The following is a 24,266-nucleotide window of genomic DNA, read 5'->3' on the forward strand; positions in this document are numbered from 1 at the left end:
AAACCTCATGAACCGGAATTTCTGGTGAGGCAGGGCGAGGTGGCACGAAGCATACTGAAGTATGCGAGTGTCGCCGCAACGCAGCATCAGCAGAAATTTGGTAGGCCTGAGTGGACTTGAACCACCGACCTCACCCTTATCAGGGGTGCGCTCTAACCACCTGAGCTACAAGCCTGCAGAGATTTTTTACTGCTCGTTTTTCATCAGACAATCTGTGTGGGCACTGCAGGGGCAGGTTCTTTCAGGTAAGGAGGTGATCCAACCGCAGGTTCCCCTACGGTTACCTTGTTACGACTTCACCCCAGTCATGAATCACAAAGTGGTAAGCGCCCTCCCGGAGGTTAAGCTACCTACTTCTTTTGCAACCCACTCCCATGGTGTGACGGGCGGTGTGTACAAGGCCCGGGAACGTATTCACCGTGACATTCTGATTCACGATTACTAGCGATTCCGACTTCATGGAGTCGAGTTGCAGACTCCAATCCGGACTACGACGCACTTTATGAGGTCCGCTTGCTCTCGCGAGGTCGCTTCTCTTTGTATGCGCCATTGTAGCACGTGTGTAGCCCTGGTCGTAAGGGCCATGATGACTTGACGTCATCCCCACCTTCCTCCAGTTTATCACTGGCAGTCTCCTTTGAGTTCCCGGCCGGACCGCTGGCAACAAAGGATAAGGGTTGCGCTCGTTGCGGGACTTAACCCAACATTTCACAACACGAGCTGACGACAGCCATGCAGCACCTGTCTCACAGTTCCCGAAGGCACCCCGGCATCTCTGCCAGGTTCTGTGGATGTCAAGACCAGGTAAGGTTCTTCGCGTTGCATCGAATTAAACCACATGCTCCACCGCTTGTGCGGGCCCCCGTCAATTCATTTGAGTTTTAACCTTGCGGCCGTACTCCCCAGGCGGTCGACTTAACGCGTTAGCTCCGGAAGCCACGCCTCAAGGGCACAACCTCCAAGTCGACATCGTTTACGGCGTGGACTACCAGGGTATCTAATCCTGTTTGCTCCCCACGCTTTCGCACCTGAGCGTCAGTCTTCGTCCAGGAGGCCGCCTTCGCCACCGGTATTCCTCCAGATCTCTACGCATTTCACCGCTACACCTGGAATTCTACCTCCCTCTACGAGACTCAAGCCTGCCAGTTTCGAATGCAGTTCCCAGGTTGAGCCCGGGGATTTCACATCCGACTTGACAGACCGCCTGCGTGCGCTTTACGCCCAGTAATTCCGATTAACGCTTGCACCCTCCGTATTACCGCGGCTGCTGGCACGGAGTTAGCCGGTGCTTCTTCTGCGGGTAACGTCAATGAAAATGGTTATTAACCATTCCCCCTTCCTCCCCGCTGAAAGTACTTTACAACCCGAAGGCCTTCTTCATACACGCGGCATGGCTGCATCAGGCTTGCGCCCATTGTGCAATATTCCCCACTGCTGCCTCCCGTAGGAGTCTGGACCGTGTCTCAGTTCCAGTGTGGCTGGTCATCCTCTCAGACCAGCTAGGGATCGTCGCCTAGGTGAGCCTTTACCCCACCTACTAGCTAATCCCATCTGGGCACATCTGATGGCAAGAGGCCCGAAGGTCCCCCTCTTTGGTCTTGCGACGTTATGCGGTATTAGCTACCGTTTCCAGTAGTTATCCCCCTCCATCAGGCAGTTTCCCAGACTTTACTCACCCGTCCGCCACTCGTCAGCGAAGCAGCAAGCTGCTTCCTGTTACCGTCCGACTTGCATGTGTTAGGCCTGCCGCCAGCGTTCAATCTGAGCCATGATCAAACTCTTCAATTTAAGTTTGATGCTCACTGAATTAAACTTCGTAATGAATTACGTGTTCACCCGTGAGACTTGGTATTCATTTAGCGTCTTGCGACGTTCAAGAATCCATATCCCCTGAGTGCCCACACAGATTGTCTGATAAATTGTTAAAGAGCAGTTGCGACGCGCCCTGGCGCTCTGTCGCGAGGTGGCGTATGTTACGCTTTCCTCTTTCAGAGTCAACCCTGATTTTCAGGATTTTTTCTCTTTCGACTTAACGCCACTGCGTGATGTTCTTCGCTAGCGCCGTGTCGATGGAGGCGCATTATAGGGAGCCGGAGAGGAATGACAAGCGGAAAAATGCATTTTTATTTCAACCGCTCATCTTTTCGTCATAACGGTTATTTTTGGTGCTTTTTGATGGTTTCAGGCAGCTCTGCGAGACTATTTATCACCCAATCGGCACTATTTTCGGCTTCCAGGGTTACAGGCTTACCGCTACGCACCAGCACTTTTGTACCGACTTGCGCAGCCGCCGCCGCCTGCATATCTTCAACTTTATCGCCAACCATATAAGAAGCAGCCATATCAATGTGCAGAAAATCGCGTGCAGAGATCAGCATCCCCGGATGCGGCTTACGACAATCACAGACCTGGCGAAACTCTTCTACCGTTCCTTGCGGATGATGCGGGCAATAATAGATACCATCTAAATCCACCCCACGGTCAGCCAAAGACCAGTCCATCCATTCAGTCAATGTTTCAAATTGCGCTTCGGTGAATTTGCCACGCGCAATACCGGACTGGTTAGTCACCAGCACCAACGCATAACCCATTTCTTTTAGTTCGCGCATGGCATCAATGACGCCATCAATAAATTCGAAGTTATCGATCTCATGGACGTAGCCGTGATCGACATTAATTGTGCCATCACGATCGAGAAAAATAGCGGGTACTAAGGTTGCCACGGGTTTGCTCCTGAAAAAGGCATATTCTATTAGTATCTCATGTTTCGCTACGCAGGAAAGTGCTCATCGTTCAGCGCGACATTGATTTAGACGTCTGGATGCCTTACCATCCGCTGTGTTTACGGCTTATATCCCGTAGCGGCAGAACAAAATGCCACGGCTAACTCTTATACGATAAAAATAATCTGATGATTAAACTTTCGAATATCACCAAAGTGTTCCAGCAGGGAAACCGCACTATTCAGGCGCTGAATAACGTCAGCCTGCATGTTCCCGCTGGTCAAATTTATGGCGTCATTGGCGCGTCCGGTGCCGGGAAAAGTACGCTCATTCGCTGCGTAAACCTGCTCGAGCGTCCGTCGCAAGGCAGTGTTCTGGTTGACGGCCAGGAACTGACCCAACTCTCAGAAGCTGAATTGACCAAAGCGCGTCGTCAAATCGGCATGATCTTCCAACACTTCAATTTGCTCGCCTCGCGTACTGTGTTCGGCAACGTCGCATTACCGCTTGAGCTGGATAACACCCCGCGCGACGAGATCAATCGCCGGGTAAAAGAACTTCTCGACTTGGTTGGTCTGAGCGATAAGCACGACAGCTACCCGGCCAACCTTTCCGGCGGGCAAAAACAGCGTGTGGCAATTGCCCGTGCGCTGGCCAGCAACCCGAAAGTGCTGTTATGTGACGAAGCCACCAGCGCGCTCGATCCGGCAACCACCCGTTCCATTCTCGAATTATTGAAAGACATTAACCGCCGTCTGGGTCTGACCATCCTATTGATCACCCATGAGATGGACGTTGTTAAACGGATTTGTGATTGCGTGGCAGTGATCAGTAATGGTGAGTTAATTGAGCAAGACACGGTGAGTGAAGTCTTCTCCCACCCGAAAACACCGCTGGCGCAGCAGTTTATTCAATCCACGCTGCATCTGGATATCCCAGAAGATTATCTGCAACGTTTGCAGGCTGAACCGCAAGCTGACAGCGTGCCGATGCTGCGTATGGAATTTACCGGTCAGTCAGTCGATGCTCCGCTGCTGTCAGAAACCGCGCGTCGTTTCAATGTAAACAACAACATTATTAGCGCGCAGATGGATTACGCAGGCGGCGTGAAGTTCGGCATTATGCTGACGGAAATGCACGGCGCAGCGCAGGATACGCAAGCCGCCATCGCCTGGCTGCAAGAACACCATGTAAAAGTAGAGGTACTCGGTTATGTCTGAGGCAATGATATGGCTGTTTGCTCGCAGCATCTGGGAAACGTTGTTTATGACCTTTGCCTCTGGCCTGCTGGGTTTCGCCGTCGGTTTGCCATTCGGCGTATTGCTCTACGTCACGCGTCCGGGTCAAATCATGCAGAACCCGAGCCTGTACCGCGTGATCTCAGCATTGGTGAATATCTTCCGCTCCATTCCGTTTATCATTTTGCTGGTATGGATGATTCCATTCACCCGCATTATTGTTGGCACCTCAATTGGCCTGTACGCCGTTATCGTTCCGCTGACCGTGGGTGCGGCTCCGTTTATCGCCCGTATGGTGGAAAACACGCTACTTGAGCTACCAGCCGGTCTGATTGAAGCGTCCCGCGCCATGGGCGCAACACCGATGCAGATTATTCGCAAGGTACTGCTGCCGGAAGCGCTGCCGGGCTTGATTAATGCTGCGACCATCACACTTATCACGCTGGTCGGTTACTCCGCGATGGGCGGCGCAGTAGGTGCTGGCGGCCTGGGACAGTTGGGTATCCAGTACGGCTATGTGACCTATAACCCATTAGTAATGAATACCGTGTTGGTATTACTCGTAGTTTTGGTTTACTTAATTCAGTTCGCTGGCGATCGTATCGTCCGGGCTGTGACGCACAAATAACGTTACACACAACATAACGACTCTGATAGTAAGGAAAAACTGATGGCTTTTAAATTCAAGACCTTTGCAGCGGTTGGCGCTCTGCTGGGTTCCCTGGCACTGGTTGGTTGCGGCCAGGATGAAAAAGATCCGAATCACATCAAAGTCGGTGTGATTGTGGGTGCTGAACAGCAGGTTGCTGAAGTTGCCCAGAAAGTGGCGAAAGAGAAATATGGCCTTGATGTTGAACTGGTAACGTTCAACGATTACGTGCTGCCGAACGAAGCGCTGAGCAAAGGCGATATTGATGCCAACGCTTTCCAGCATAAACCGTACCTCGATCAGCAGATCAAAGATCGTGGCTTCAAACTGGTACCGGTCGGTAACACCTTCGTTTACCCGATCGCCGGTTATTCAAAAAAAATCAAAGCGCTGTCTGAACTGCAAGACGGTTCTCAGGTAGCGGTACCGAATGATCCGACTAACCTCGGCCGTTCTCTGCTGCTGTTGCAGAAACAAGGTTTGATCAAACTGAAAGACGGCGTTGGTCTGCTGCCGAGCGTGCTGGACGTGACAGAAAACCCGAAAAACCTGAAGATTGTTGAGCTGGAAGCACCACAGCTGCCGCGCTCTCTGGATGACGCGCAGATCGCGCTGGCGGTAATCAACACCACTTACGCCAGCCAGATCGGCCTGACACCGGAAAAAGACGGCATCTTCGTTGAAGACAAAGATTCTCCGTACGTGAACCTGATCGTGGCTCGCGAAGATAACAAAGACGCGGAAAACGTGAAGAAATTCGTGCAGGCTTTCCAGTCTGACGAAGTGAGCGACGCGGCCAATAAGGTGTTCAACGGCGGCGCAGTGAAAGGCTGGTAATCTCCTCAGTCTGTAATATCATTCAAGGCGGGCGAAAGCCCGCCTTGTCATTTGTGCACGCGCCTGATTCAATAAGCGGCGTTTAGATAATTACTTTGAGGATAAATTATGCGTGCTTTACCGATCTGTTTATTAGCACTCATGCTAAGCGGCTGTTCTTTGCTAAGCAGATCTCCTGTCGAACCAGTGAAAAGTACCGCATCTGCGCCAAGAGCAGAGCCGGAAAAACCAAAAGTGACGCGCCCTGCCCCGGTTCGCATCATCACCGACGCAGAAGAGTTAGTTGGTAAACCTTTCCGCGACTTGGGTGAAGTGACTGGCGAATCCTGCCAGGCCAGCAATCAAGATTCCCCGCCGAACATCCCAACCGCTCGCAAACGTATGCAAATCAACGCATCGAAAAAAGCCAAAGCGAATGCCGTGCTGCTGCATAGCTGCGAAGTCACCAGCGGTACGCCGGGCTGTTACCGCCAGGCGATCTGCGTGGGTTCTGCCCTGAATATTTCGGCCAAATGAGTACATTTGCTTTCGAGCAAATAGGTGTCATTCGATCACCTTATAAAGAGAAGTTTGCCGTTCCGCGCCAACCTGGTCTGGTGAAACACGGTGGCGGTGAACTTCACTTGCTTCCTCCTTACAATCAGCCCGACGCGGTTCGCGGCCTGGAAGCGTTCAGCCATTTGTGGGTGCTTTTTGTTTTTCATCAGACGATGGAAGGCGGCTGGCGACCCACGGTACGCCCACCGCGCCTGGGGGGCAATGCCAGAATGGGTGTGTTTGCGACGCGCTCGACGTTTCGGCCCAATCCCATCGGCATGTCACTGGTCGAGCTACACGGCATTCGCTGCCATAAAGATCAGGTGATACTGCAATTGGGCAGCCTCGATTTGGTCGATGGCACGCCGGTTGTGGATATAAAACCGTATCTGCCGTTTGCTGAAGCCTTGCCTGACGCGCAAGCCAGTTATGCTCAGCATGCCCCGGTCGCGGACATACCCGTCGCCTTTACGTCGGATGTCGAGGCGCAGCTTTCCCGCCTGGAAACGCGCTATCCCCATTTCAGGGCGTTTTTGCGAGACGTGCTGGCGCAAGATCCGCGTCCTGCGTATCGCAAAGAAGAGGAGCACGGAAAAACATACGCCGTCTGGCTGCATGATTTTAATGTGCGCTGGCGCGTTACCGAGAGCGGGTTCGAGGTGTTTGCCCTCGAAGCACGCTAATTTTATCCCCCTCTCTTTTGGCATCTCTGCCAGGCTGATAAACTAAACCACTTTTTTGTGTCAGGCCTGCCTTAGGCCTGCTCCAATTGTCCAAATGGAATCGTAACAACATGCGTACTAGCCAATACTTGCTCTCCACTCTGAAGGAGACGCCTGCCGACGCCGAAGTCATCAGCCACCAGCTGATGCTGCGCGCCGGGATGATCCGCAAACTGGCCTCCGGGTTGTACACCTGGTTGCCGACCGGTCTGCGCGTTCTGAAAAAAGTCGAAAACATCGTGCGTGAAGAGATGAACAACGCCGGTGCGATTGAGGTGTCCATGCCAGTAGTGCAGCCCGCCGATCTGTGGCAGGAAAGCGGCCGTTGGGAGCAGTATGGCCCGGAGTTGCTGCGTTTTGTTGATCGCGGCGATCGTCCGTTTGTTCTCGGCCCAACGCACGAAGAGGTCATCACGGATCTGATCCGTAATGAGCTGAACTCGTACAAACAGCTGCCGCTGAACTTCTTCCAGATCCAGACCAAGTTTCGCGATGAAGTGCGTCCGCGTTTCGGCGTGATGCGCTCGCGCGAATTCCTGATGAAAGATGCTTACTCTTTCCATACTTCTCAGGAATCGCTGCAAGAAACGTATGACGCGATGTACGCCGCCTACAGCAAAATCTTCAGCCGCATGGGCCTGGATTTCCGTGCGGTACAGGCAGATACCGGCTCGATTGGCGGTAGCGCATCCCATGAATTCCAGGTTCTGGCACAGAGCGGCGAAGATGATGTGATCTTCTCTGACTCGTCCGATTTCGCAGCCAACATTGAGTTTGCTGAAGCGCTGGCGCCGAAAACTCCACGCGCGGCGGCAACCCAGGAAATGACGCTGGTTGATACGCCGAACGCGAAAACCATTGCCGAGCTGGTTGAGCAGTTCGACCTGCCGATTGAAAAAACCGTGAAAACCCTGCTGGTGAAAGCCGTAGAGGATAGCGCATACCCGCTGGTTGCGCTGCTGGTTCGTGGCGATCACGAGCTAAACGAAGTGAAAGCGGAAAAACTGCCGCAGGTCGCCAGCCCGTTGACCTTTGCGACCGAAGCGGAAATCCGTGCCGTTGTGAATGCAGGTCCGGGTTCGCTGGGTCCGGTGAATATGCCGATTCCGGTGGTGATTGACCGTACCGTCGCGGCGATGAGCGATTTCTCCGCTGGCGCCAACATTGATGGCAAACATTACTTTGGCATCAACTGGGATCGCGATGTCGCGACACCGGAAGTGGCGGATATCCGTAATGTTGTTGCAGGCGATCCGAGCCCAGATGGCAATGGTACGCTGCTTATCAAACGCGGTATCGAAGTCGGTCATATCTTCCAGCTGGGAACCAAATATTCCCAGGCGCTGAATGCTGCCGTTCAGGGTGAAGATGGCCGTAATCAGATTCTGACCATGGGCTGTTACGGTATCGGTGTGACGCGCGTTGTCGCGGCGGCGATCGAGCAGAACAACGACGAGCGCGGCATCATTTGGCCAGACGCCATTGCACCGTTCCAGGTTGCTCTGCTGCCGATGAACATGCACAAGTCTTACCGTGTGCAGGAACTGGCAGAAAAACTCTACGCTGAACTGCGCGCACAGGGCATCGAAGTGCTGATGGACGATCGTAAAGAGCGTCCGGGCGTAATGTTTGCGGATATGGAACTGATTGGTATCCCGCATACCGTGGTGATTGGCGATCGCAACCTCGACAACGACGATATCGAATACAAATACCGTCGTAACGGCGAGAAGCAGCTGATCAAAACCGGGGATATTCTCGATTACCTGGTGAAAGCCATTAAAGGCTAAATACGAAGCAAACAAAAAAGCCCCGATTTTTCGGGGCTTTTTTATGGCGCTAACGCTTAATCATCACAATCTTTGTTCGCGCTGAACTTACCTTTGTTATTCGTCACCAGCACTTTTTGTGCCGCGCCGGTATCCGGGTTCGGTTCTAACGCAAAATGCCCTTCCACCACCAGCAGGATCGGTTTCGTTTCGGTGCCGCGCGCCGCAGCGTAATCGCGCTCAAGCTGCGCATTACTGGCAACCGCCACCTGTTTGCCCGTGGCGCAATCGGTGAATACCGCCGCATCCGCCATGTACATATACTTCCCGCGCATCGCCATCGGCGTCGCCGGCAGCGCAGCTTTCACCGGTTGTAAGGTGTAATTAAGTTGCGAGCGGATAGGGTTGCCTTGCTGATCCAGCATCTCAAGCGCTTCGCCCTTGGCGCGAAAATAGGTTTTATCGCCATGGGTATCGGTAAGGATTAACTTGTCCGCTGTACGCGCCCAGTTGCCATAGGAACCAAACACCGACGGCGCTTTCCCGCCCAGATAGCGTTGGTTCATCACCCAGCTACCGTCTTTTTCCAGAAACAGCGAAGTTTCAATCCCTTCACAGTCGGCGCAGGGCAACACGCCGCGCCAGCTTTGCTGCATAGGTTTTAGCTCTTCCACCTGCGTTGGCTGCACCGTTTCGAACTCACCACGGTGGTTACAGCCGAAAAGGGTAAAGAGCGTACATCCTGCCATGACGGCCAAAATCGCTTTTTTCACACTCCGTTCCTTATGCACTGTTCTGTTATTGCCCATCAACCCTCATGGCGACGAACTTTCCCGCGTAGCGCTTTTACCGACGACTTTTGCGACTTGGTCGCTAACCGGCGCTCTTTCGATGCGCGGGTCGGGCGCGTTGCCCGGCGGCTTTTCTGCACTACGGTTAATTCTTTGATGAGCGCGACCAGGCGAGCAACCGCCGCTTCGCGGTTCATCTCCTGGCTGCGGTATTCCTGCGCTTTGATAATGACGTAGCCTTCGCTGCTGATTAAATGGTGCGAGGCTTCAAGCAGGTGCGCCTTGTAATACTCTGGCAGGCTTGAGGCGCGAATGTCAAAACGCAGATGAATGGCGGTTGAGCTTTTATTGACGTGCTGCCCACCCGCGCCCTGCGCCCGCACAGCGGTGATTTCCAGTTCTTCGTCGGCAATGGAAACCGAACGGGAAATTTCAATCATGAATGCTGCTGCCAGGTTTCAAAGTGGAACTCCAGGTTTTGGCTCTCATCAGATAGCCAGATGGCATCATCCTGCAAGGTGGCCTGTATCGTCATGGTGCGATCGTTAGCAAACGCACTGAGCGCCGCCAGTTGCGCATCATCCAGATACCAAATACTCAGATTGCTGAACGAAGCACAACGTGACTGGTTCTGCTGCCACCAGATTTGCGCCGCCCGGGAATTATAGGTGAACAACGCCACTTCTTTCGCCTGGTTGCACGCTTTCTTAAGCCGCTTTTCGTCAGGCAAACCCAGCTCGATCCACAGATCAATACCGAGATAATCATTGCGCAGCCAGGCTTCCGGCTCATCGTCGGCGCTCAGCCCACGGGTGAATTGCAAACGCTCGTCGGCGTATTTGATCCACGCCAGCAAACGCAGCATCATGCGTTCTTGCGTTTCGGAAGGATGGCGGGCCAGCGTCAATGTGGCATCTAAAAACTGGTTACGATCCAGATCGGCAACATTCACCGTCGCTTTATAAATTGTCGCTTTTAATGCCATTACACCACTCCTTCATAAAATGGCCGCTATTGTAGCGAATATAAGCATAAAGCGCTGTTATCTCTTGCCGCAGGGGATATTCATCACGCTGATAATGCCAAACAAGCTGTGGTATAGTCACCTTGCTAAACAGAGTTTAACTTCGTAGGCTTAGTGTTATCTCACAGTAAAGTCAGGTTACTGGCAGGAGGTGATGTGAATAATTATTGTGAGTTAGTACGCAGACGGTATGCGGAAATCGCCAGCGGAGATTTAGGGTATATCCCGGATGCGCTGGGTTGCGTGTTGAAAGTGCTGAATGAAATGGCGTCGGATGACACCCTTTCAGAGTCGGTCAGGGAAAAGGCGGCTTATGCTGCCGCGAACTTACTGGTGAGCGATTATGTCAATGAATGATGCCTATCAACCCATCAACTGTGATGACTATGACAATCTTGAACTCGCCTGCCAGCATCAACTGTTATTGACGCTGGAGCTAAAAGACGGCGAGGTGCTGAGCGCCAAAGCCAACGATTTAGTCTCACGTAAAAATGTGGAGTATCTGGTGATAGACGTCGCAGGCGTAACGCGCGAGCTGCGTCTCGATAAAATTACCAGCTTCAGCCATCCCGAAATCGGCACCGTTGTGGTGAGCGAGTCCTGAACACATTGCGGGCAGTATCGCTGCCCGTTATCTTTGCCACACCAGCCGCACGCCCGTTTGTCCTTCGCGTTTAATGCCTTCTTTTGTGACAAACACATCCGCCGCCGCAATCAGCGTTTCACCGTAAAACAGCAGCGGCGTCGAATCGCGACGCCAAGGCGCAACGCCGAGTTCCTGCCAAATCTTCTTCAATTTACGCCCACCGCTGCGCCCGACAATATGCAGCAGGCCGGGAGCCTGAAAACGCACAGAAACGACTTCATCTACCGTAGGCGCACGCAATTCGCCGCCGTCCAGCAGCGACAAGTCACCTAACCCGTCCGGCAAGTTCAGCGTGTGAAAAGGCGCAGGCCAGTGAAGCTGCGCATCACGCGGGTGCGCCGTCGTTTTTACCCACCACAAACTGTCACGGTAGCGTCGCACTTCATAGGCGCCGAGACGCAAACACGGCGTGGCATCTTCTCGCGCCAGTGCCACCTCTTGCCATAACCGATCGAGCATAGCCCGCGACGGCATTGCCGCCCCGAATTTCGCAAGCCAGCGGCGCAAAAGCGCCCGACGGCGCACATCACTCATGCCCTGCAAGGCGGCAATAGTTAGCGCGCCATCAGGCGTGGTCGCCGCCGAAAGCTCGTCCGCCAGCAGTTCATCCAACAACTGTTCTTGTTCGCCACACAGCGCGGCGCTGCGAGTAACCGCCTCGGCAAAATGCGGCCAGCGGGCATTCAGCAACGGTAGAACGTCTGCGCGTAGAAAATTGCGGTCAAAGCGGGTGTCGGCGTTGCTTTCATCGTCGATCCAATGAAGATGATGGTCGGTCGCCCATTGATACAGGGCATCCCGCGTTTGATTGAGCAAGGGGCGAATAAGCTGCGTGCCATAAAAAGGCAGGCTCTCTGGCATGGCGGCAAGCCCGGCCGGGCCGCTGCCGCGTTTTAATGCCAGCAAAAAAGTTTCACATTGGTCATCCTGATGCTGGGCGGTGAGCAGCACTTCGTCGGGTAACAACGCTTCACGAAACGCCTGATAGCGTGCTTTGCGGGCCTGCGCTTCTATCCCTTCCCCTCCATCCACCAGCGTGACGCGAACAATAGACAGCGGAATCTGCCAATGCTCGCAAAGGCGCTGGCAATGCGCAGCCCAGCTATCGGCATGCGGACTCAGCCCGTGATGGACATGAATCGCCCGCAACTGGATATCAGGTTGTTGCGCTCGCCAAAGCATCAGCTTATGCAGCAGAACGGTGGAATCCAGCCCGCCGCTAAACGCCACCAGAAACTGGCGCGAAGAGGTCGGCAACGGCGTGAAAAATGGCGTGGTCATAGCGGTTATCAAAACGGAAGCAATGCCCGGCACGTTACCGGGCATTCGCAGAAGTGGCAAGTGTTACTGCTGGTAAAGCTCCAGCGGCAGGCCATCCGGATCGTTAAAGAAGGTGAAACGTTTGTCGGTGCAAGGGTCGATGCGAATCTCTTCACACTTCACACCGTGCGCTTCGAGATGCGCCACCGCTTGGTCAAGATCATCGACGCTGAAGGCCAGATGGCGCAGCCCACATGCTTCCGGGCGACTGGGGCGCACAGGCGGGAACGGGAACGAAAACAGTTCAATCACATACTGCCCGTTTAACGCAAGATCCCCTTTCCAGGAGTCGCGCTCTTCACGATACACCTCGCTTTGCAGCGTCAACCCGAGGATATCGCAGTAGAAGGCTTTGCTTACGGCATAATCCGTAGCAATGATGGCAATGTGATGTACCTGTTTTAGACCCAGCATAATCTCTCCTTTTCGTCATGCCAGAACGTTACCCCCGCCCGCGTTGACCCGCAATAGTTCAGGGCGTTTTTAGGACTCGTACGTGGTATACGCCCTCTTCATCCCGTTTCGCGCCGTGGATATCCGTTTCGAACCCCGGATAGTGGCGGCCAATCGCGCACAGCATCAAAAGAAAATCGAGCACCGCGCGGCTGGCATCGGTGATCATTTCGCCCGGCATCACCAACGGCACGCCAGGCGGGTAAGGCAGGATCATATTGGCCGAAATGCGCCCGATAAGCTGTTCTAGCGCGATGGTTTCCACTTCGCCCTGAATCTGCCGCTGCCAGGCCTGGTGCGGTGTCAGTTTCATCTCCGGCAAGACGTCAAAGGCTTGCAGCATCAGGCGAGGGAGATCGTGCTGACGGATCAATTTGTGGATCCCCTGCGCCAGATCCTGAATGCGCATATTGCGGTAGAAGTCAGGATCTTCGGCATAGAGATCCGGCAGCATGTTTTTCACCCGCAGATTGAGATCGTAAGCGCGTTTGAACTCCATTAGCCCGCGCAGCAGCCCCATCGCACGGGTTTTATCGATGCCAATACTAAACAAAAACAGCAGGTTGTACGGACCGGTTTTCTCAACCACCACGCCGCGCTCGTCGAGGAACTTCGCCACCAACGCCGCCGGGATCCCCTCTTCGCTCATATTGCCCGCTTCATCCATGCCAGGCGTCAGAATGGTGACTTTGACCGGATCGAGGAACATATGATCGTTATCCGCTTCACGGAAACCGTGCCAGCGCTCGCCGGACGCCACCGGCCAGCAGGCGGCTTCATCGATCTCTTCCGGTTGCCAGATATCAAAGAACCAGCCGTCAGCTTCCTCTTTAAGGCGCTGCACCTCTTTGCGAAAGTGTAACGCGCGCTCCACCGAACGGTTGATCAGCCGCTTGCCGGGGTTACCGCGCAGCATCGCCGCCGCCGTTTCGATGGAGGCCACCAGCGGATAGCTCGGTGATGTGGTGGTGTGCATCATAAACGCTTCGTTAAAGGCATCTTCATCGTATTCGCCCTTAATATGGATAAGCGAAGCCTGGGAAAATGCAGCCAACATTTTGTGGGTCGACTGGGTTTCATAAAACACTTTCCCGGCGATGCGCTCGCCGCTCATACCGCTTTTCCCGGCGTAGATCGGATGGAAATTGGTGTACGGCACCCAAGCCGAATCGAAGTGGATCGACGGCACATCCAGCGTCTTTTTGATCCAGTCCGTGTTATACAGCAGCCCGTCATAAGTGGAGTTGGTGATCACCGCATGCACCGGCCAGCGTGCGCCGTCTGTTTTCGCGATCTTCTGCTCAATGCTGACTTGAGTAAATTCGCGCCGCGGAATGCCGCCGAGAATACCCAACGCGTTGCGTCCCGGTTTCAACCACAGCGGTGTGATATCACTCATCATCAGCAAATGGGCGAGGGATTTATGACAGTTACGATCGATAAGCAGCGTGCTCCCGGCGGGCGCGGCGTACATGCCGACAATCTTATTCGAGGTGGACGTGCCATTGGTGACCATATAGCTTTGCTCGGCCCCAAATGTGCGGGCTATGTACTCTTCGGCCTCCAGATGCGGGCCGGTATGATCAAGCAGCGAACCCAATTCGGTGACCGAAATCGAGACGTCCGCTTTTAAGGTGTTGCCGCCGAAAAAGTCGTAAAACAGGCAACCCACCGGGCTTTTTTGGTACGCCGTGCCCGCCATATGCCCTGGCGTACAGAAGGTATATTTCCCCTCTTTGACATAGGTAAACAGCGCCCGGGTGAACGGCGGCGTAATGTTTTCCAGGTACTCTTTGGTGTACTGATCGATGCGCGTCGCAATATCACTGGCCACGCCAAGTGAATACTCGAAAAACCACAGCGCCATGCGCATATCGTGGGCGCTAACATCCAGTGTCGAATGTGTATTGATAAAAGCATACAGCGGAAGATATTCGTTAAGCTGATTGATCTCGCTGCATAGATCGAGGTTGTACTCGTCCCAGTCAAAGATCACGCCGCAAATGCGCGGGTTATGCTCAATAAATTTCAGTAAGTCGGTGCTGTTTCTGGGCCAGATAATTTGAAACCCTTGCGCGTGTAACGCCTGCTCCAGCTCCTTAATTGGCTCATCTTTATAGAAAACGCCATGGGGTCCCATGATGGCAATAATATTCACAGCTACCTCCGTTAAAAACCTACGCTAAGCATAGCTGAGGGAAACGGCAGACATAAAAAAAGCCGCACCTGAGGTGCGGCTCATCATATCTTGTCGGATGGCGCTTCGCTTAGGCGTAGCCGTAGCTCATCAGACGCTGGTAACGGCGGTTACGCAGATCTTCTTTGCTCAGCACATCCAGATCGGCCAGATCGGCCAGCAGTTGCGCTTTCAGTGAAGCGGCAATCGCTTCCGGGTTACGGTGAGCGCCGCCCAGTGGTTCTGGAATAATGGAGTCGATCAGTTTCAGCTCTTTCAGACGTGGCGCGATGATACCCATCGCATCAGCAGCCAGCGGTGCTTTGTCGGCGCTTTTCCATAGGATCGACGCACAACCTTCCGGGGAGATAACGGAATAGGTGCTGTATTGCAGCATATTCACTTTATCGCCCACGCCAATCGCCAGCGCGCCACCGGAGCCACCTTCGCCAATCACGGTGCAGATAACCGGCACGCTCAGGCGAGACATTTCACGCAGGTTGCGGGCGATCGCTTCAGACTGACCACGTTCTTCCGCACCGACGCCCGGGTAAGCACCAGGGGTGTCGATAAAGGTGATGATCGGCATATTAAAGCGTTCTGCCATTTCCATCAGACGCAGCGCTTTGCGGTAGCCTTCCGGTGCCGGCATACCAAAGTTGCGGCGAATTTTCTCTTTGGTTTCGCGGCCTTTCTGATGACCAATGATCATCACCGGGCGATCGTCCAGACGCGCGATGCCGCCAACAATGGCTTTATCGTCTGCATAGGCGCGGTCGCCAGCCAGTTCGTCAAATTCATCGAAAGCCAGGCGGACATAATCCAGGGTGTATGGACGCAGCGGATGGCGAGCCAACTGAGCAACCTGCCATGCGCCAAGATCGGCGAAAATTTTGCGTGTCAGCTCGACGCTTTTTTCACGCAGACGATGCACTTCTTCGTCGATGTTAATATCCAGTTTTTCATCCTGACGGCCAACGGCGGTCAGAGAATCGATTTTCGCTTCCAGCTCAGCAATAGGCTGTTCGAAATCAAGGAAATTCAGACTCATAGTATTCCTGTATTAGTCAAACTCCAGTTCCACCTGCTCCGAACCAATGAGGCCACGCAGATCGTTAAGTAAACGATCGCTCGGAGAGACACGCCACGTTGCGCCGAAACGTAACCGCGCGCGCGCATCCGCCCTCTGATAGTAGAGATGTACTGGAATGGTTCCCGAACGGTGGGGTTCCAGAGACTGACGGAGTCGGTTTAAAAGCTGGTCATCAATTTGCCTGTCCGTCAGCGAGATAGCAAGCCCGCGGGCATATTTTTCCCGGGCTTCGTCAATGTCCATAACTTCGCGGGCGGTCATTTTAAGCCCCCCGCTGAAGTCATCAAAGCTGACCTGTCCGCTGACGATGAGTATGCGGTCTTTTTCCAGCAACTGCTGGTATTTATCCAGCGCGTCAGTGAACAACATCACTTCCAGACGCCCGGAACGGTCATCCAACGTACAGATGCCGATACGATTGCCGCGCTTGGTGACCATAACCCGCGCGGCAATGACGAGCCCCGCCGCCGTGGTGACTTTCCCACGGTCGGTCGGATGCATGTCTTTCAGCCTGTAGCCTCCGACATAGCGCTCAATCTCTTTTAAATACTGGTTAATCGGATGGCCCGTCAGGTACAAACCTAACGTTTCGCGTTCGCCATCCAACTGCACTTGTTCCGGCCACGGCTGACAATTGGCGTAAGACTGCTCTATTTGCTCCGGTTCTTCCGCCAGCACACCGAACATATCCGCCTGGCCGATCGCTTCCGCTTTCGAATGCTGATCGGCGGCTTTTAATGCATCGCCCAGCGAATTCATCAGCGCCGCGCGATGCGGTCCGAGGCGGTCAAACGCCCCGGACATAATCAGTTTTTCCAGCACCCGGCGATTGAGCTTTTTGATATCGGTCCGTGCGCAGAGATCAAACAGTTCGCGGAAATAGCCGCCGTTGTTACGCGCTTCAATGATCGCTTCAATCGGCCCTTCGCCCACGCCCTTAATCGCGCCGATACCGTAAACAATTTCCCCGTCATCGTTGACGTGGAAATGGTACAAACCGGAGTTGATATCAGGCGGCAGGATTTTCAGGCCCATGCGCCAGCACTCATCCACCAGGCCAACCACTTTCTCGGTGTTGTCCATATCGGCAGTCATGACCGCCGCCATAAATTCGGCCGGATAATGCGCTTTCAGCCACAGCGTCTGGTATGAAACCAAAGCATAGGCGGCGGAGTGCGATTTGTTAAACCCGTATCCGGCGAATTTTTCCACCAGATCGAAGATTTTCATCGCCAGTTCGCCGTCGACGCCGTTTTTCTTCGCGCCTTCTTCAAACGTACCGCGCTGCTTCGCCATCTCTTCCGGCTTTTTCTTACCCATTGCGCGACGCAGCATATCCGCGCCGCCGAGGGTGTAGCCAGAAAGCACCTGGGCAATCTGCATCACCTGTTCCTGATACAGGATGATGCCGTAGGTCGGCTCCAGTACCGGTTTCAGGCTTTCGTGCTGCCATTGTACGTCCGGATAAGAGATCTCTTCGCGACCATGCTTACGGTCGATAAAGTTATCTACCATGCCGGATTGCAGTGGCCCAGGGCGGAACAGCGCCACCAGTGCGATCATATCTTCGAAGCAGTCTGGCTGCAGACGCTTGATCAAATCTTTCATGCCGCGCGATTCAAGCTGGAACACCGCAGTGGTTTCCGAGCGTTGCAGCATGTCGAAACTTTTCTTGTCATCCAATGGGATGGCGGCGATATCCAGTGGCGGCTCGCCCTGTTTCTCGCGGCGAGCGTTGATCATCTCCAACGCCCAGTTGATGATGGTCAGCGTACGCAAACCGAGGAAGTCGAACTTCACCAGGCCCGCGTATTCCACGTCGTTTTTATCAAACTGGGTGACCGGATGCTGACCGGCTTCATCGCAGTAGAGCGGCGCAAAATCGGTGATTTTGGTCGGCGCGATCACCACACCACCGGCGTGTTTACCGGCGTTTCGCGTTACCCCTTCCAGCTTGCGCGCCATATCAATCAGCGCTTTGACTTCTTCGTCCGCTTCGTAGATTTCCGGCAATTGCGGTTCGGCTTCAAACGCTTTGGCCAGCGTCATCCCCGGATCCGGCGGCACCAGTTTGGAAATCCGATCGACAAAGCCGTACGGATGACCCAAAACGCGGCCCACGTCGCGGATAACTGCTTTCGCCGCCATCGTACCGAAGGTGATGATCTGCGAAACCGCGTCGCGCCCGTACATATCCGCCACATGTTCGATAACCTGGTCGCGCTTCTCCATACAGAAGTCGACGTCGAAGTCGGGCATGGATACGCGTTCCGGGTTAAGGAAACGTTCGAACAGCAGGTCAAACTCCAGCGGATCAAGGTCGGTAATTTTCAGCGCATACGCCACCAGCGAACCCGCACCGGAACCACGTCCCGGGCCTACAGGTACGCCGTTATCTTTCGACCACTGGATAAATTCCATCACGATGAGGAAGTAGCCAGGGAACCCCATCTGGTTGATAACTTGCAGTTCAATATCCAGACGCTCGTCGTAAGGCGGGCGTTTTTCGGCGCGCACGGCCGGATCCGGGAAGAGGAATTCCAGACGCTCTTCCAGACCCTCTTTGGATTTCACAACGAGGAAATCTTCGGTGGTCATGTCCCCGGTCGGGAACTGCGGCAGGAAGTATTCGCCCAGCCGCACAGTGACGTTGCAGCGTTTGGCGATTTCGACCGTGTTTTCCAGCGCTTCCGGAATATCGGCAAACAGCTCGCACATCTCCTCTTCGCTGCGCATATATTGCTGCGGCGAGTAGTTGCGCGGACGTTTGGGATCGTCGAGGGTAAAGCCGTCGTGGATGGCAACGCGGATTTCATGCGCATCGAAATCACCTGCATCGATAAAACGCACATCGTTGGTAGCGACCACGGGCACGCCGTGTTCTTCCGCTAGCGCGACGGCGGCGTGCAGATAATTCTCTTCGTCGGTGCGGCCGGTACGGATCAATTCCAGATAGTAGCGATCGCGGAAATGCTGTTTGTAGAAATCGAGGCACTGTTCGACCAGCGCGCTGTTACCGCGTATCAGGCTTTTGCCGACGTCGCCCATGCGACCGCCTGACAACAGAATCAGCCCTTCGTTAAGCTCCACCAGCCAGTCGCGGTCGATCCACGGGCCTAACGCGCCGTAACCGCGCTGATAAGCACGCGAGATAAGCAATGTCAGATTCTGATAGCCGGTATTGTTGGCGGCGAGAACGGTCAGTTGCGTGAACTCATCGCCGAACAGATCGCTTTGCACATGGAAGTCGGCACCGACGATCGGCTTGATCCCGGCACCGTGCGCTGTTCCGTAAAACTTCACCAGACCACACAGGTTGGTGAAATCCGTGATCGCCAGCGCGGGCGAGCCAAGCGCGGCCGCTTTTTTCACCAGCGGCCCGGTTTTCGCCAGCCCGTCAATCATGGAATAATCGCTATGCACCCGTAGGTGTACGAAACGTGGTTCAGCCATTTTTAGATTCCAGCCTGGTTATTTCACGTTCTCAAGGATCAGGACACGAGGCCTAACGCGCGTTTCACCGGCGCGAAACTGCGTCGGTGATGCTCGGTTGCACCGTGTTCCGTCAGCTTCTCCAGATGGAAAGCAGTGGGATAGCCTTTGTGCTGCGCAAAGCCATATTGCGGAAAGACCAGATCAAGCGCAGCCATCTCTGCATCTCGCGTGACCTTGGCGAGGATCGACGCCGCGCTGATTTCTGCCACCCGGCTATCGCCTTTGACCACCGCCAGCGAAGGCATCGCCAACGTCGGGCAGCGGTTGCCGTCAATCAGCACATATTCCGGTGTGATGGTCAGCCCAGCGATAGCGCGCTGCATCGCCAGCATGGTGGCATGCAGAATATTGAGTTCATCAATTTCATGCGGCTCTGCGCGGCCCAGGCTCCAGGCCAGCGCTTTCTCTTTGATCTCATCGTAGAGCGACAAACGGCGTTTTTCGGATAATTTTTTTGAATCGTTAAGGCCGAAAATCGGGCGCTCAGGGTCGAGGATCACCGCAGCCGTCACGACCGCGCCCACTAATGGGCCACGCCCTACTTCATCCACACCCGCCACTAAATGCGTATGCGGATAAACAAACTCGATCATTTTGCTAACTCCAGTACGGCGTCAGCCGCCTGCTCATCGGCGTTGCAGCGAATCTGCTGATGCAGCTCACGAAAAATGTCATGCATCTGATGGCTGGTTTTGCCATTCGCCAACAGCGGATCTAACGCGGCAGCCAGCGCCTGCGGCTGACATTCGTCCTGCAACAGTTCTTTCACCAGTTCGCGCCCGGCCAGCAAGTTTGGCAGCGAAACATACGGCGTTTTCACCAGCCGTTTCGCCAGCCAGAACGTGAACGGTTTCATGCGGTAACCGACCACCATCGGACATTTCGCCAGCATGCACTCCAGCGCGGCGGTGCCTGAAGCCAGCAGTGCGGCGTCTGCGGCAATCATCGCTTCGCGCGCCTTGCCGTCGAGCATATGCACCGGCAACTCTGGCGCAACCTCTGCTTTGATATGCTCAAACTGCTCACGGCGTTTCGCATTCACCAGCGGCACAACCACTTCAAGATCGGGGTAACGCTCGCGCAATAGTTGTGCAGTGCGCAGGAAGTCCGCGCTAAGCATTTCCACTTCCGCGCCGCGACTTCCGGGCAGCAGCGCCAGGCAGTGCACATCCCGGCTGATACCGAGATGATCGCGCGCCGCGCCTTTGTCCGGATCCAACGGCATGGCATCCGCCATGGTATGGCCGATAAACCGGCACGGTACGTTAAATTTGTCGTAAAACGCTTTTTCGAAAGGCAGAAACGCCAGCACCAGATCGGTGGCTCTGCCAATTTTGAAAACGCGTTTTTGTCGCCACGCCCAGACGGACGGACTGACGTAATGAATGGTTTTGATACCCTGCTTTTTCAGATTGCCTTCGAGGGTAATGTTGAAATCCGGCGCGTCGATACCGACGAAAACATCCGGTTTCAGTTCGCTAAAGCGACGGGTCAGATCGGCGCGGATATGCAGCAAACGGCGCAAACGGCCCAGCACCTCAACGATGCCCATTACCGCCAACTCTTCCATTTCATACCAGGCTTCACACCCTTCAGCCTGCATACGTGGCCCGGCAACGCCGACAAAACGGGCGTTGGGGACGCGCACTCTCAATGCGCGGATAAGACCGGCACCAAGAATATCGCCGGAGGTTTCTCCGGCGACCAAGGCTATCGTAAGAGGACGATTGTCGCCCATTAACGAATCAGACCACGCGTTGAACGCGCGAAGAACTGCATAAACGCGTCAACTTCCGGATGCTTCGCGGCAAGCTCAGCGATTTCCGGTTTTGCCTCTTCCAGCGTTTTACCGCTGCGGTACAACAGTTTGTACGCGTTACGGATAGCCACTAACGCTTCTCTGCTAAACCCGCGACGTTTCAGGCCTTCAATGTTCACACCAAACGGTGTGGCATGGTTGCCCTGAGCGATAACGTATGGCGGAACGTCCTGCGCAACACCGGAGCAGCCACCAACCATCACGTGCTCGCCGATAATGCAGAACTGGTGTACAGCGGTCATGCCGCCGATGATAGCAAAGTCACCGACGGAGACGTGCCCCGCCAGCGTCGCGTTATTCGCGAGGATACAGCGATCGCCAATCGTGCAGTCATGAGCGACGTGCGCGTTGATCATCAGCAAGTTATCGCTGCCCACCTTCGTCAGTCCAGCGTCCTGTACTGTGCCACGGTGAATGGTGACGCTTTCGCGAATGCGGTTGCGATCGCCAATTTCCACACGGGTCGGTTCACCAGCATATTTCAGATCCTGGTTAACTTCGCCGATGGAGGCGAACTGATAAATCTCGTTATCGCGACCGATTTTTGTGTGGCCATTTACGACAACGTGAGATTTCAGTACGGTGCCCTCACCAATTTCTACGTGAGGTCCCACAATACAAAACGGGCCAATATGAACGTTAGCGCCAATAACGGCACCCTCTTCAACAATGGCAGTAGGATGAATAAAGGCGGTTTTATCAATCACGTATCAGGCCTCCCGGCTACGTGCACACATCATAGTAGCTTCACAAACAACTTTGCCGTCTACCAGCGCAACACCTTTGAAACGGGTGAGGCCGCGGCGCGTTTTCTCGAAAGTGACTTCCATGATCATCTGATCGCCTGGTACAACAGGACGCTTGAAGCGCGCTTCGTCGATACCGGCGAAGTAATACAACTCACCCGGTTCCAGTTTGCCAACGCTTTTAAACGCCAGAATACCGGTTGCCTGCGCCATTGCTTCAAGGATTAGCACGCCGGGGAAAATCGGTTTGCCAGGGAAGTGTCCCTGGAAAAACGGTTCGTTTACCGAAACATTTTTGACTGCGCGCAGAAAACGACCCTCTTCAAAATCCAGCACACGGTCTACCAGTAAGAATGGGTAGCGGTGCGGCAGAAGTTCCAGGATCTCTTCAATGTGCAGAGTATGAGTGTCAGTAGTCAAAATACTCTTCCTGTCTAAATATACTAAAAAGCAATAATAACACGGCCCGCGGCAGTCTTTAGAATGCCCACAGGCCGGGAAGTATATACACTTTGTTCTTCGAGTTGCAGAGGCGTTACGCCGCTTTTTCTGTCACTCGAATTCTTTTGTGTACAAGTGTCAGGCGGATGAATTATTCGTCTTTCTGATTAACCTTGCGCTCGACAGCTTTCAAACGCTTGCTCATATCATCGATATTCATCACCAAGGCCGCGGTTTTGCGCCACACTTTGTTCGGTTGTAACGGAATACCCGAGGAGTAAATTCCTGGCTCGGTGATAGGTCGCATAACCATCCCCATCCCCGTTACGGTAACCTTGTCGCAAATTTCCATATGCCCGTTGATTACGCTGGCGCCACCAATCATGCAATAGCGGCCAATTTTCAAACTACCCGCCATGATGACGCCACCGGCAACCGCGGTATTGTCGCCAATCACAACGTTATGTGCAATCTGACACTGGTTATCGATAATCACGCCGTTGCCAATAATGGTATCGTCGAGCGCACCACGGTCAATCGTTGTACACGCACCGATTTCGACGTTATTACCAATGATCACGCGACCAAGTTGTGGGATTTTAACCCAATTACCGCGATCGTTGGCATAACCAAAGCCATCAGAACCAATAACCGTACCTGATTGAACCAGGCAATTTTCACCGATCTCAATCTCGTGGTAAATGGATACATTGGCCCACAGACGCGAACCCGCGCCAATTTTCGTCTTTTTCCCAACGAAGCAACCCGCGCCGATAACGACGTTGTCACCCAGGGTAACGCCCGATTCAATCACGGCGTTCGCGCCAATTGCCACGTTGTTGCCAAGCTGAGCCGTCGGGTCAATCACCGCGCCTGGCGCGATGTTTTGCGCCGGCTGCGGCGTGGTATCAAGAATTTGTGCCATGCGCGCGTAAGTCAGGTACGGATTTTTCACGACCAGAGCGGCGGTATTGGCAAAAGGAAGATCGTCCTGCGTCATTACAACGGCAGAGGCCTGACATGCGGTCAGGTGTTCACGGTATTTGGGATTTACCATGAAAGTGATGTGACCTGCTTCGGCAGATTGCATGGACGCAACACCGGTGATGACGATATCGCCATCACCGTGTAATTCTGCATCCAACTGTTGAGCTAAATCAGCCAGTCGAATTGAAGGCATTACTTATTTAACCTGTTTCAGTACATCAGCGGTGATGTCTTTTACATCGTTGCTGTTGTAAATAACGGCGTTGGAAGGAATAACCAGATCAACACCCTGGTCAGCAGCCACTTTTTTCACTGCAGTCTGAATGCGAGTGACCAGCTTGCCACGCTCTTCGTTAGAACGACGCGCCTGATCCTGCTCGAAAGCCTGTGCTTTCTGGGCGAATGCCTGGCGACCGGAAGTGATATCTTTTTCCAGTTTGCTGCGCTCGCTCGCCTTCATCGTGGAACCGTCACGCTGCAAACGCTGTGCTTTTGCTTGCAGGTCGGATTCCATGCTCTGCAGTTCGTTGGCACGGCCACCGAATTCGTTTTTCATGGTTTGAGAAACGCCGGAAGTCTGCGCGACCTGCTGTAACAGGTTACCCATATCAACAATCGCAATCTTGTCAGCTGCCTGAGCAGACGCTGCCATTGCCAGACTGAAACCTGCAGCTAATAACAACTTTTTCACAATTTACTCCTTACCATCCCGTTTGTACCCGGAGGTACAGTTCTTTGCGTGGCTGGGCCTTCTCGTGAAAGCCGCAGCCATCACTACACTGCTTGCGCATTCCATTGCA

At 54.0% G+C, this 24,266-nt stretch carries 23 protein-coding genes, 1 tRNA gene and 1 rRNA gene; 8 read left to right on the forward strand and 17 right to left on the reverse strand.

The genetic code is table 11. The features are described 5' to 3' along the window. Positions 1-98: 98 nt before the first annotated feature. The 3 genes from AAEY27_RS17745 to gmhB all read right to left on the reverse strand — a co-directional run bounded on the left by AAEY27_RS17745 (position 99) and on the right by gmhB (position 2,723). A tRNA-Ile gene (locus tag AAEY27_RS17745) sits at positions 99-175 on the reverse strand. 71 nt (positions 176-246) lie between these two features. Then, a 16S ribosomal RNA gene (locus AAEY27_RS17750) occupies positions 247-1,788 on the reverse strand. 368 nt (positions 1,789-2,156) lie between these two features. Continuing rightward, positions 2,157-2,723, reverse strand: a complete 567-nt coding sequence (gene gmhB, locus AAEY27_RS17755; RefSeq protein ID WP_342322120.1) for a D-glycero-beta-D-manno-heptose 1,7-bisphosphate 7-phosphatase — start codon at positions 2,721-2,723, stop codon at positions 2,157-2,159. 188 nt (positions 2,724-2,911) lie between these two features. Here gmhB and metN point away from each other — a divergent pair, with 188 nt between their 5' ends. The 6 genes from metN to proS all read left to right on the forward strand — a co-directional run bounded on the left by metN (position 2,912) and on the right by proS (position 8,496). After that, positions 2,912-3,943, forward strand: coding sequence for a methionine ABC transporter ATP-binding protein MetN (gene metN / locus AAEY27_RS17760; protein WP_342322121.1), 1,032 nt, complete (start codon positions 2,912-2,914; stop codon positions 3,941-3,943). Further along, a complete protein-coding gene (locus AAEY27_RS17765) occupies positions 3,936-4,589 on the forward strand; it encodes a methionine ABC transporter permease MetI (protein ID WP_342322122.1) in 654 nt (217 codons plus the stop codon). Before metN ends, AAEY27_RS17765 begins: the two co-directional genes overlap by 8 nt. Before the next feature lie 42 nt (positions 4,590-4,631). Then, the gene (gene metQ, locus AAEY27_RS17770; protein ID WP_342322124.1) at positions 4,632-5,447 is read left to right on the forward strand and encodes a methionine ABC transporter substrate-binding lipoprotein MetQ; all 816 of its coding nucleotides are present in this window, start codon (positions 4,632-4,634) and stop codon (positions 5,445-5,447) included. A 108-nt stretch (positions 5,448-5,555) separates the two neighbouring features. Further along, positions 5,556-5,963, forward strand: coding sequence for an Rcs stress response system protein RcsF (gene rcsF, locus AAEY27_RS17775; protein ID WP_342322125.1), 408 nt, complete (start codon positions 5,556-5,558; stop codon positions 5,961-5,963). Further along, the gene (gene tsaA, locus AAEY27_RS17780) at positions 5,960-6,667 is read left to right on the forward strand and encodes a tRNA (N6-threonylcarbamoyladenosine(37)-N6)-methyltransferase TrmO (protein WP_342322127.1); all 708 of its coding nucleotides are present in this window, start codon (positions 5,960-5,962) and stop codon (positions 6,665-6,667) included. The genes rcsF and tsaA overlap by 4 nt, the downstream gene beginning before the upstream one ends. A 110-nt stretch (positions 6,668-6,777) precedes the next feature. Next, complete coding sequence (gene proS / locus AAEY27_RS17785; RefSeq protein WP_342322128.1) at positions 6,778-8,496, forward strand: proline--tRNA ligase; 1,719 nt, start codon at positions 6,778-6,780, stop codon at positions 8,494-8,496. Between the two features lie 56 nt (positions 8,497-8,552). Here proS and nlpE read toward each other — a convergent pair whose 3' ends face one another. Genes nlpE through AAEY27_RS17800 form a run of 3 tightly spaced genes read right to left on the reverse strand, consistent with a single transcriptional unit; the run spans position 8,553 to position 10,251 of the window. After that, positions 8,553-9,248, reverse strand: a complete 696-nt coding sequence (gene nlpE, locus AAEY27_RS17790; RefSeq protein ID WP_342322129.1) for an envelope stress response activation lipoprotein NlpE — start codon at positions 9,246-9,248, stop codon at positions 8,553-8,555. A gap of 35 nt (positions 9,249-9,283) precedes the next feature. Beyond that, positions 9,284-9,706 (reverse strand): alternative ribosome rescue aminoacyl-tRNA hydrolase ArfB, encoded by a 423-nt coding sequence (arfB, locus tag AAEY27_RS17795; RefSeq protein WP_342322130.1) that lies wholly within the window; start codon positions 9,704-9,706, stop codon positions 9,284-9,286. Further along, entirely contained in the window at positions 9,703-10,251 is a 549-nt protein-coding gene (locus AAEY27_RS17800) for a YaeQ family protein (protein ID WP_342322131.1), read from the reverse strand. The genes arfB and AAEY27_RS17800 overlap by 4 nt, the downstream gene beginning before the upstream one ends. Positions 10,252-10,446: 195 nt before the next feature. On the opposite strand from AAEY27_RS17800, the gene AAEY27_RS17805 reads away from it, so the two are divergent. After that, positions 10,447-10,647: a YaeP family protein gene (locus AAEY27_RS17805; protein WP_017458016.1), complete on the forward strand. Its 201-nt coding sequence runs from the start codon at positions 10,447-10,449 to the stop codon at positions 10,645-10,647. Further along, positions 10,634-10,894, forward strand: coding sequence for a Rho-binding antiterminator (gene rof / locus AAEY27_RS17810; protein ID WP_342322134.1), 261 nt, complete (start codon positions 10,634-10,636; stop codon positions 10,892-10,894). Before AAEY27_RS17805 ends, rof begins: the two co-directional genes overlap by 14 nt. A gap of 27 nt (positions 10,895-10,921) precedes the next feature. On the opposite strand, the gene tilS is transcribed toward rof, so the two are convergent. From tilS to skp, 11 genes are all read right to left on the reverse strand, one after another. Further along, positions 10,922-12,217 carry a tRNA lysidine(34) synthetase TilS gene (tilS, locus tag AAEY27_RS17815; protein WP_342325629.1) on the reverse strand — a complete coding sequence of 432 codons (1,296 nt, stop codon included), beginning with the start codon at positions 12,215-12,217 and terminating at the stop codon, positions 10,922-10,924. A 63-nt stretch (positions 12,218-12,280) separates the two neighbouring features. Further along, on the reverse strand, positions 12,281-12,670 hold the full coding sequence (locus AAEY27_RS17820) for a VOC family protein (RefSeq protein WP_342322136.1): 390 nt from the start codon (positions 12,668-12,670) through the stop codon (positions 12,281-12,283). Positions 12,671-12,728: 58 nt separating this feature from the next. Further along, the gene (locus AAEY27_RS17825) at positions 12,729-14,867 is read right to left on the reverse strand and encodes a lysine decarboxylase LdcC (RefSeq protein ID WP_342322137.1); all 2,139 of its coding nucleotides are present in this window, start codon (positions 14,865-14,867) and stop codon (positions 12,729-12,731) included. A gap of 109 nt (positions 14,868-14,976) precedes the next feature. Beyond that, complete coding sequence (accA, locus tag AAEY27_RS17830; RefSeq protein WP_342322138.1) at positions 14,977-15,936, reverse strand: acetyl-CoA carboxylase carboxyl transferase subunit alpha; 960 nt, start codon at positions 15,934-15,936, stop codon at positions 14,977-14,979. A gap of 12 nt (positions 15,937-15,948) precedes the next feature. Beyond that, the gene (gene dnaE / locus AAEY27_RS17835; protein WP_342322139.1) at positions 15,949-19,431 is read right to left on the reverse strand and encodes a DNA polymerase III subunit alpha; all 3,483 of its coding nucleotides are present in this window, start codon (positions 19,429-19,431) and stop codon (positions 15,949-15,951) included. 38 nt (positions 19,432-19,469) lie between these two features. Beyond that, positions 19,470-20,066 (reverse strand): ribonuclease HII, encoded by a 597-nt coding sequence (gene rnhB, locus AAEY27_RS17840; protein WP_342322140.1) that lies wholly within the window; start codon positions 20,064-20,066, stop codon positions 19,470-19,472. Beyond that, a complete protein-coding gene (lpxB, locus tag AAEY27_RS17845; RefSeq protein ID WP_342322142.1) occupies positions 20,063-21,211 on the reverse strand; it encodes a lipid-A-disaccharide synthase in 1,149 nt (382 codons plus the stop codon). Before lpxB ends, rnhB begins: the two co-directional genes overlap by 4 nt. Next, complete coding sequence (gene lpxA, locus AAEY27_RS17850) at positions 21,211-21,999, reverse strand: acyl-ACP--UDP-N-acetylglucosamine O-acyltransferase (protein ID WP_342322144.1); 789 nt, start codon at positions 21,997-21,999, stop codon at positions 21,211-21,213. Before lpxA ends, lpxB begins: the two co-directional genes overlap by 1 nt. A gap of 3 nt (positions 22,000-22,002) precedes the next feature. Beyond that, a complete protein-coding gene (gene fabZ, locus AAEY27_RS17855) occupies positions 22,003-22,458 on the reverse strand; it encodes a 3-hydroxyacyl-ACP dehydratase FabZ (protein ID WP_007373234.1) in 456 nt (151 codons plus the stop codon). A gap of 172 nt (positions 22,459-22,630) precedes the next feature. Further along, positions 22,631-23,659, reverse strand: coding sequence for a UDP-3-O-(3-hydroxymyristoyl)glucosamine N-acyltransferase (lpxD, locus tag AAEY27_RS17860; protein ID WP_342322145.1), 1,029 nt, complete (start codon positions 23,657-23,659; stop codon positions 22,631-22,633). A 3-nt stretch (positions 23,660-23,662) separates the two neighbouring features. Next, positions 23,663-24,157: a molecular chaperone Skp gene (skp, locus tag AAEY27_RS17865; RefSeq protein ID WP_342322147.1), complete on the reverse strand. Its 495-nt coding sequence runs from the start codon at positions 24,155-24,157 to the stop codon at positions 23,663-23,665. Positions 24,158-24,266: the final 109 nt, after the last annotated feature.

This window comes from Kosakonia sp. BYX6 (assembly GCF_038449125.1).
GTDB classification, from domain to species: Bacteria; Pseudomonadota; Gammaproteobacteria; order Enterobacterales; family Enterobacteriaceae; genus Kosakonia; species Kosakonia calanthes.

Bases quoted from the DNA above. Each gene is read 5' to 3' on its own strand.
- AAEY27_RS17820 (WP_342322136.1), bottom strand. From the start codon at position 12,670: ATGCTGGGTCTAAAACAGGTACATCACATTGCCATCATTGCTACGGAT.
- rof (WP_342322134.1), top strand. From the start codon at position 10,634: ATGTCAATGAATGATGCCTATCAACCCATCAACTGTGATGACTATGAC.
- rcsF (WP_342322125.1), top strand. From the start codon at position 5,556: ATGCGTGCTTTACCGATCTGTTTATTAGCACTCATGCTAAGCGGCTGT.
- rnhB (WP_342322140.1), bottom strand. From the start codon at position 20,066: ATGATCGAGTTTGTTTATCCGCATACGCATTTAGTGGCGGGTGTGGAT.
- AAEY27_RS17800 (WP_342322131.1), bottom strand. From the start codon at position 10,251: ATGGCATTAAAAGCGACAATTTATAAAGCGACGGTGAATGTTGCCGAT.
- AAEY27_RS17765 (WP_342322122.1), top strand. From the start codon at position 3,936: ATGTCTGAGGCAATGATATGGCTGTTTGCTCGCAGCATCTGGGAAACG.
- proS (WP_342322128.1), top strand. From the start codon at position 6,778: ATGCGTACTAGCCAATACTTGCTCTCCACTCTGAAGGAGACGCCTGCC.
- lpxB (WP_342322142.1), bottom strand. From the start codon at position 21,211: ATGGGCGACAATCGTCCTCTTACGATAGCCTTGGTCGCCGGAGAAACC.
- dnaE (WP_342322139.1), bottom strand. From the start codon at position 19,431: ATGGCTGAACCACGTTTCGTACACCTACGGGTGCATAGCGATTATTCC.
- accA (WP_342322138.1), bottom strand. From the start codon at position 15,936: ATGAGTCTGAATTTCCTTGATTTCGAACAGCCTATTGCTGAGCTGGAA.
- tsaA (WP_342322127.1), top strand. From the start codon at position 5,960: ATGAGTACATTTGCTTTCGAGCAAATAGGTGTCATTCGATCACCTTAT.
- metQ (WP_342322124.1), top strand. From the start codon at position 4,632: ATGGCTTTTAAATTCAAGACCTTTGCAGCGGTTGGCGCTCTGCTGGGT.
- metN (WP_342322121.1), top strand. From the start codon at position 2,912: ATGATTAAACTTTCGAATATCACCAAAGTGTTCCAGCAGGGAAACCGC.
- arfB (WP_342322130.1), bottom strand. From the start codon at position 9,706: ATGATTGAAATTTCCCGTTCGGTTTCCATTGCCGACGAAGAACTGGAA.
- lpxD (WP_342322145.1), bottom strand. From the start codon at position 23,659: ATGCCTTCAATTCGACTGGCTGATTTAGCTCAACAGTTGGATGCAGAA.
- tilS (WP_342325629.1), bottom strand. From the start codon at position 12,217: ATGACCACGCCATTTTTCACGCCGTTGCCGACCTCTTCGCGCCAGTTT.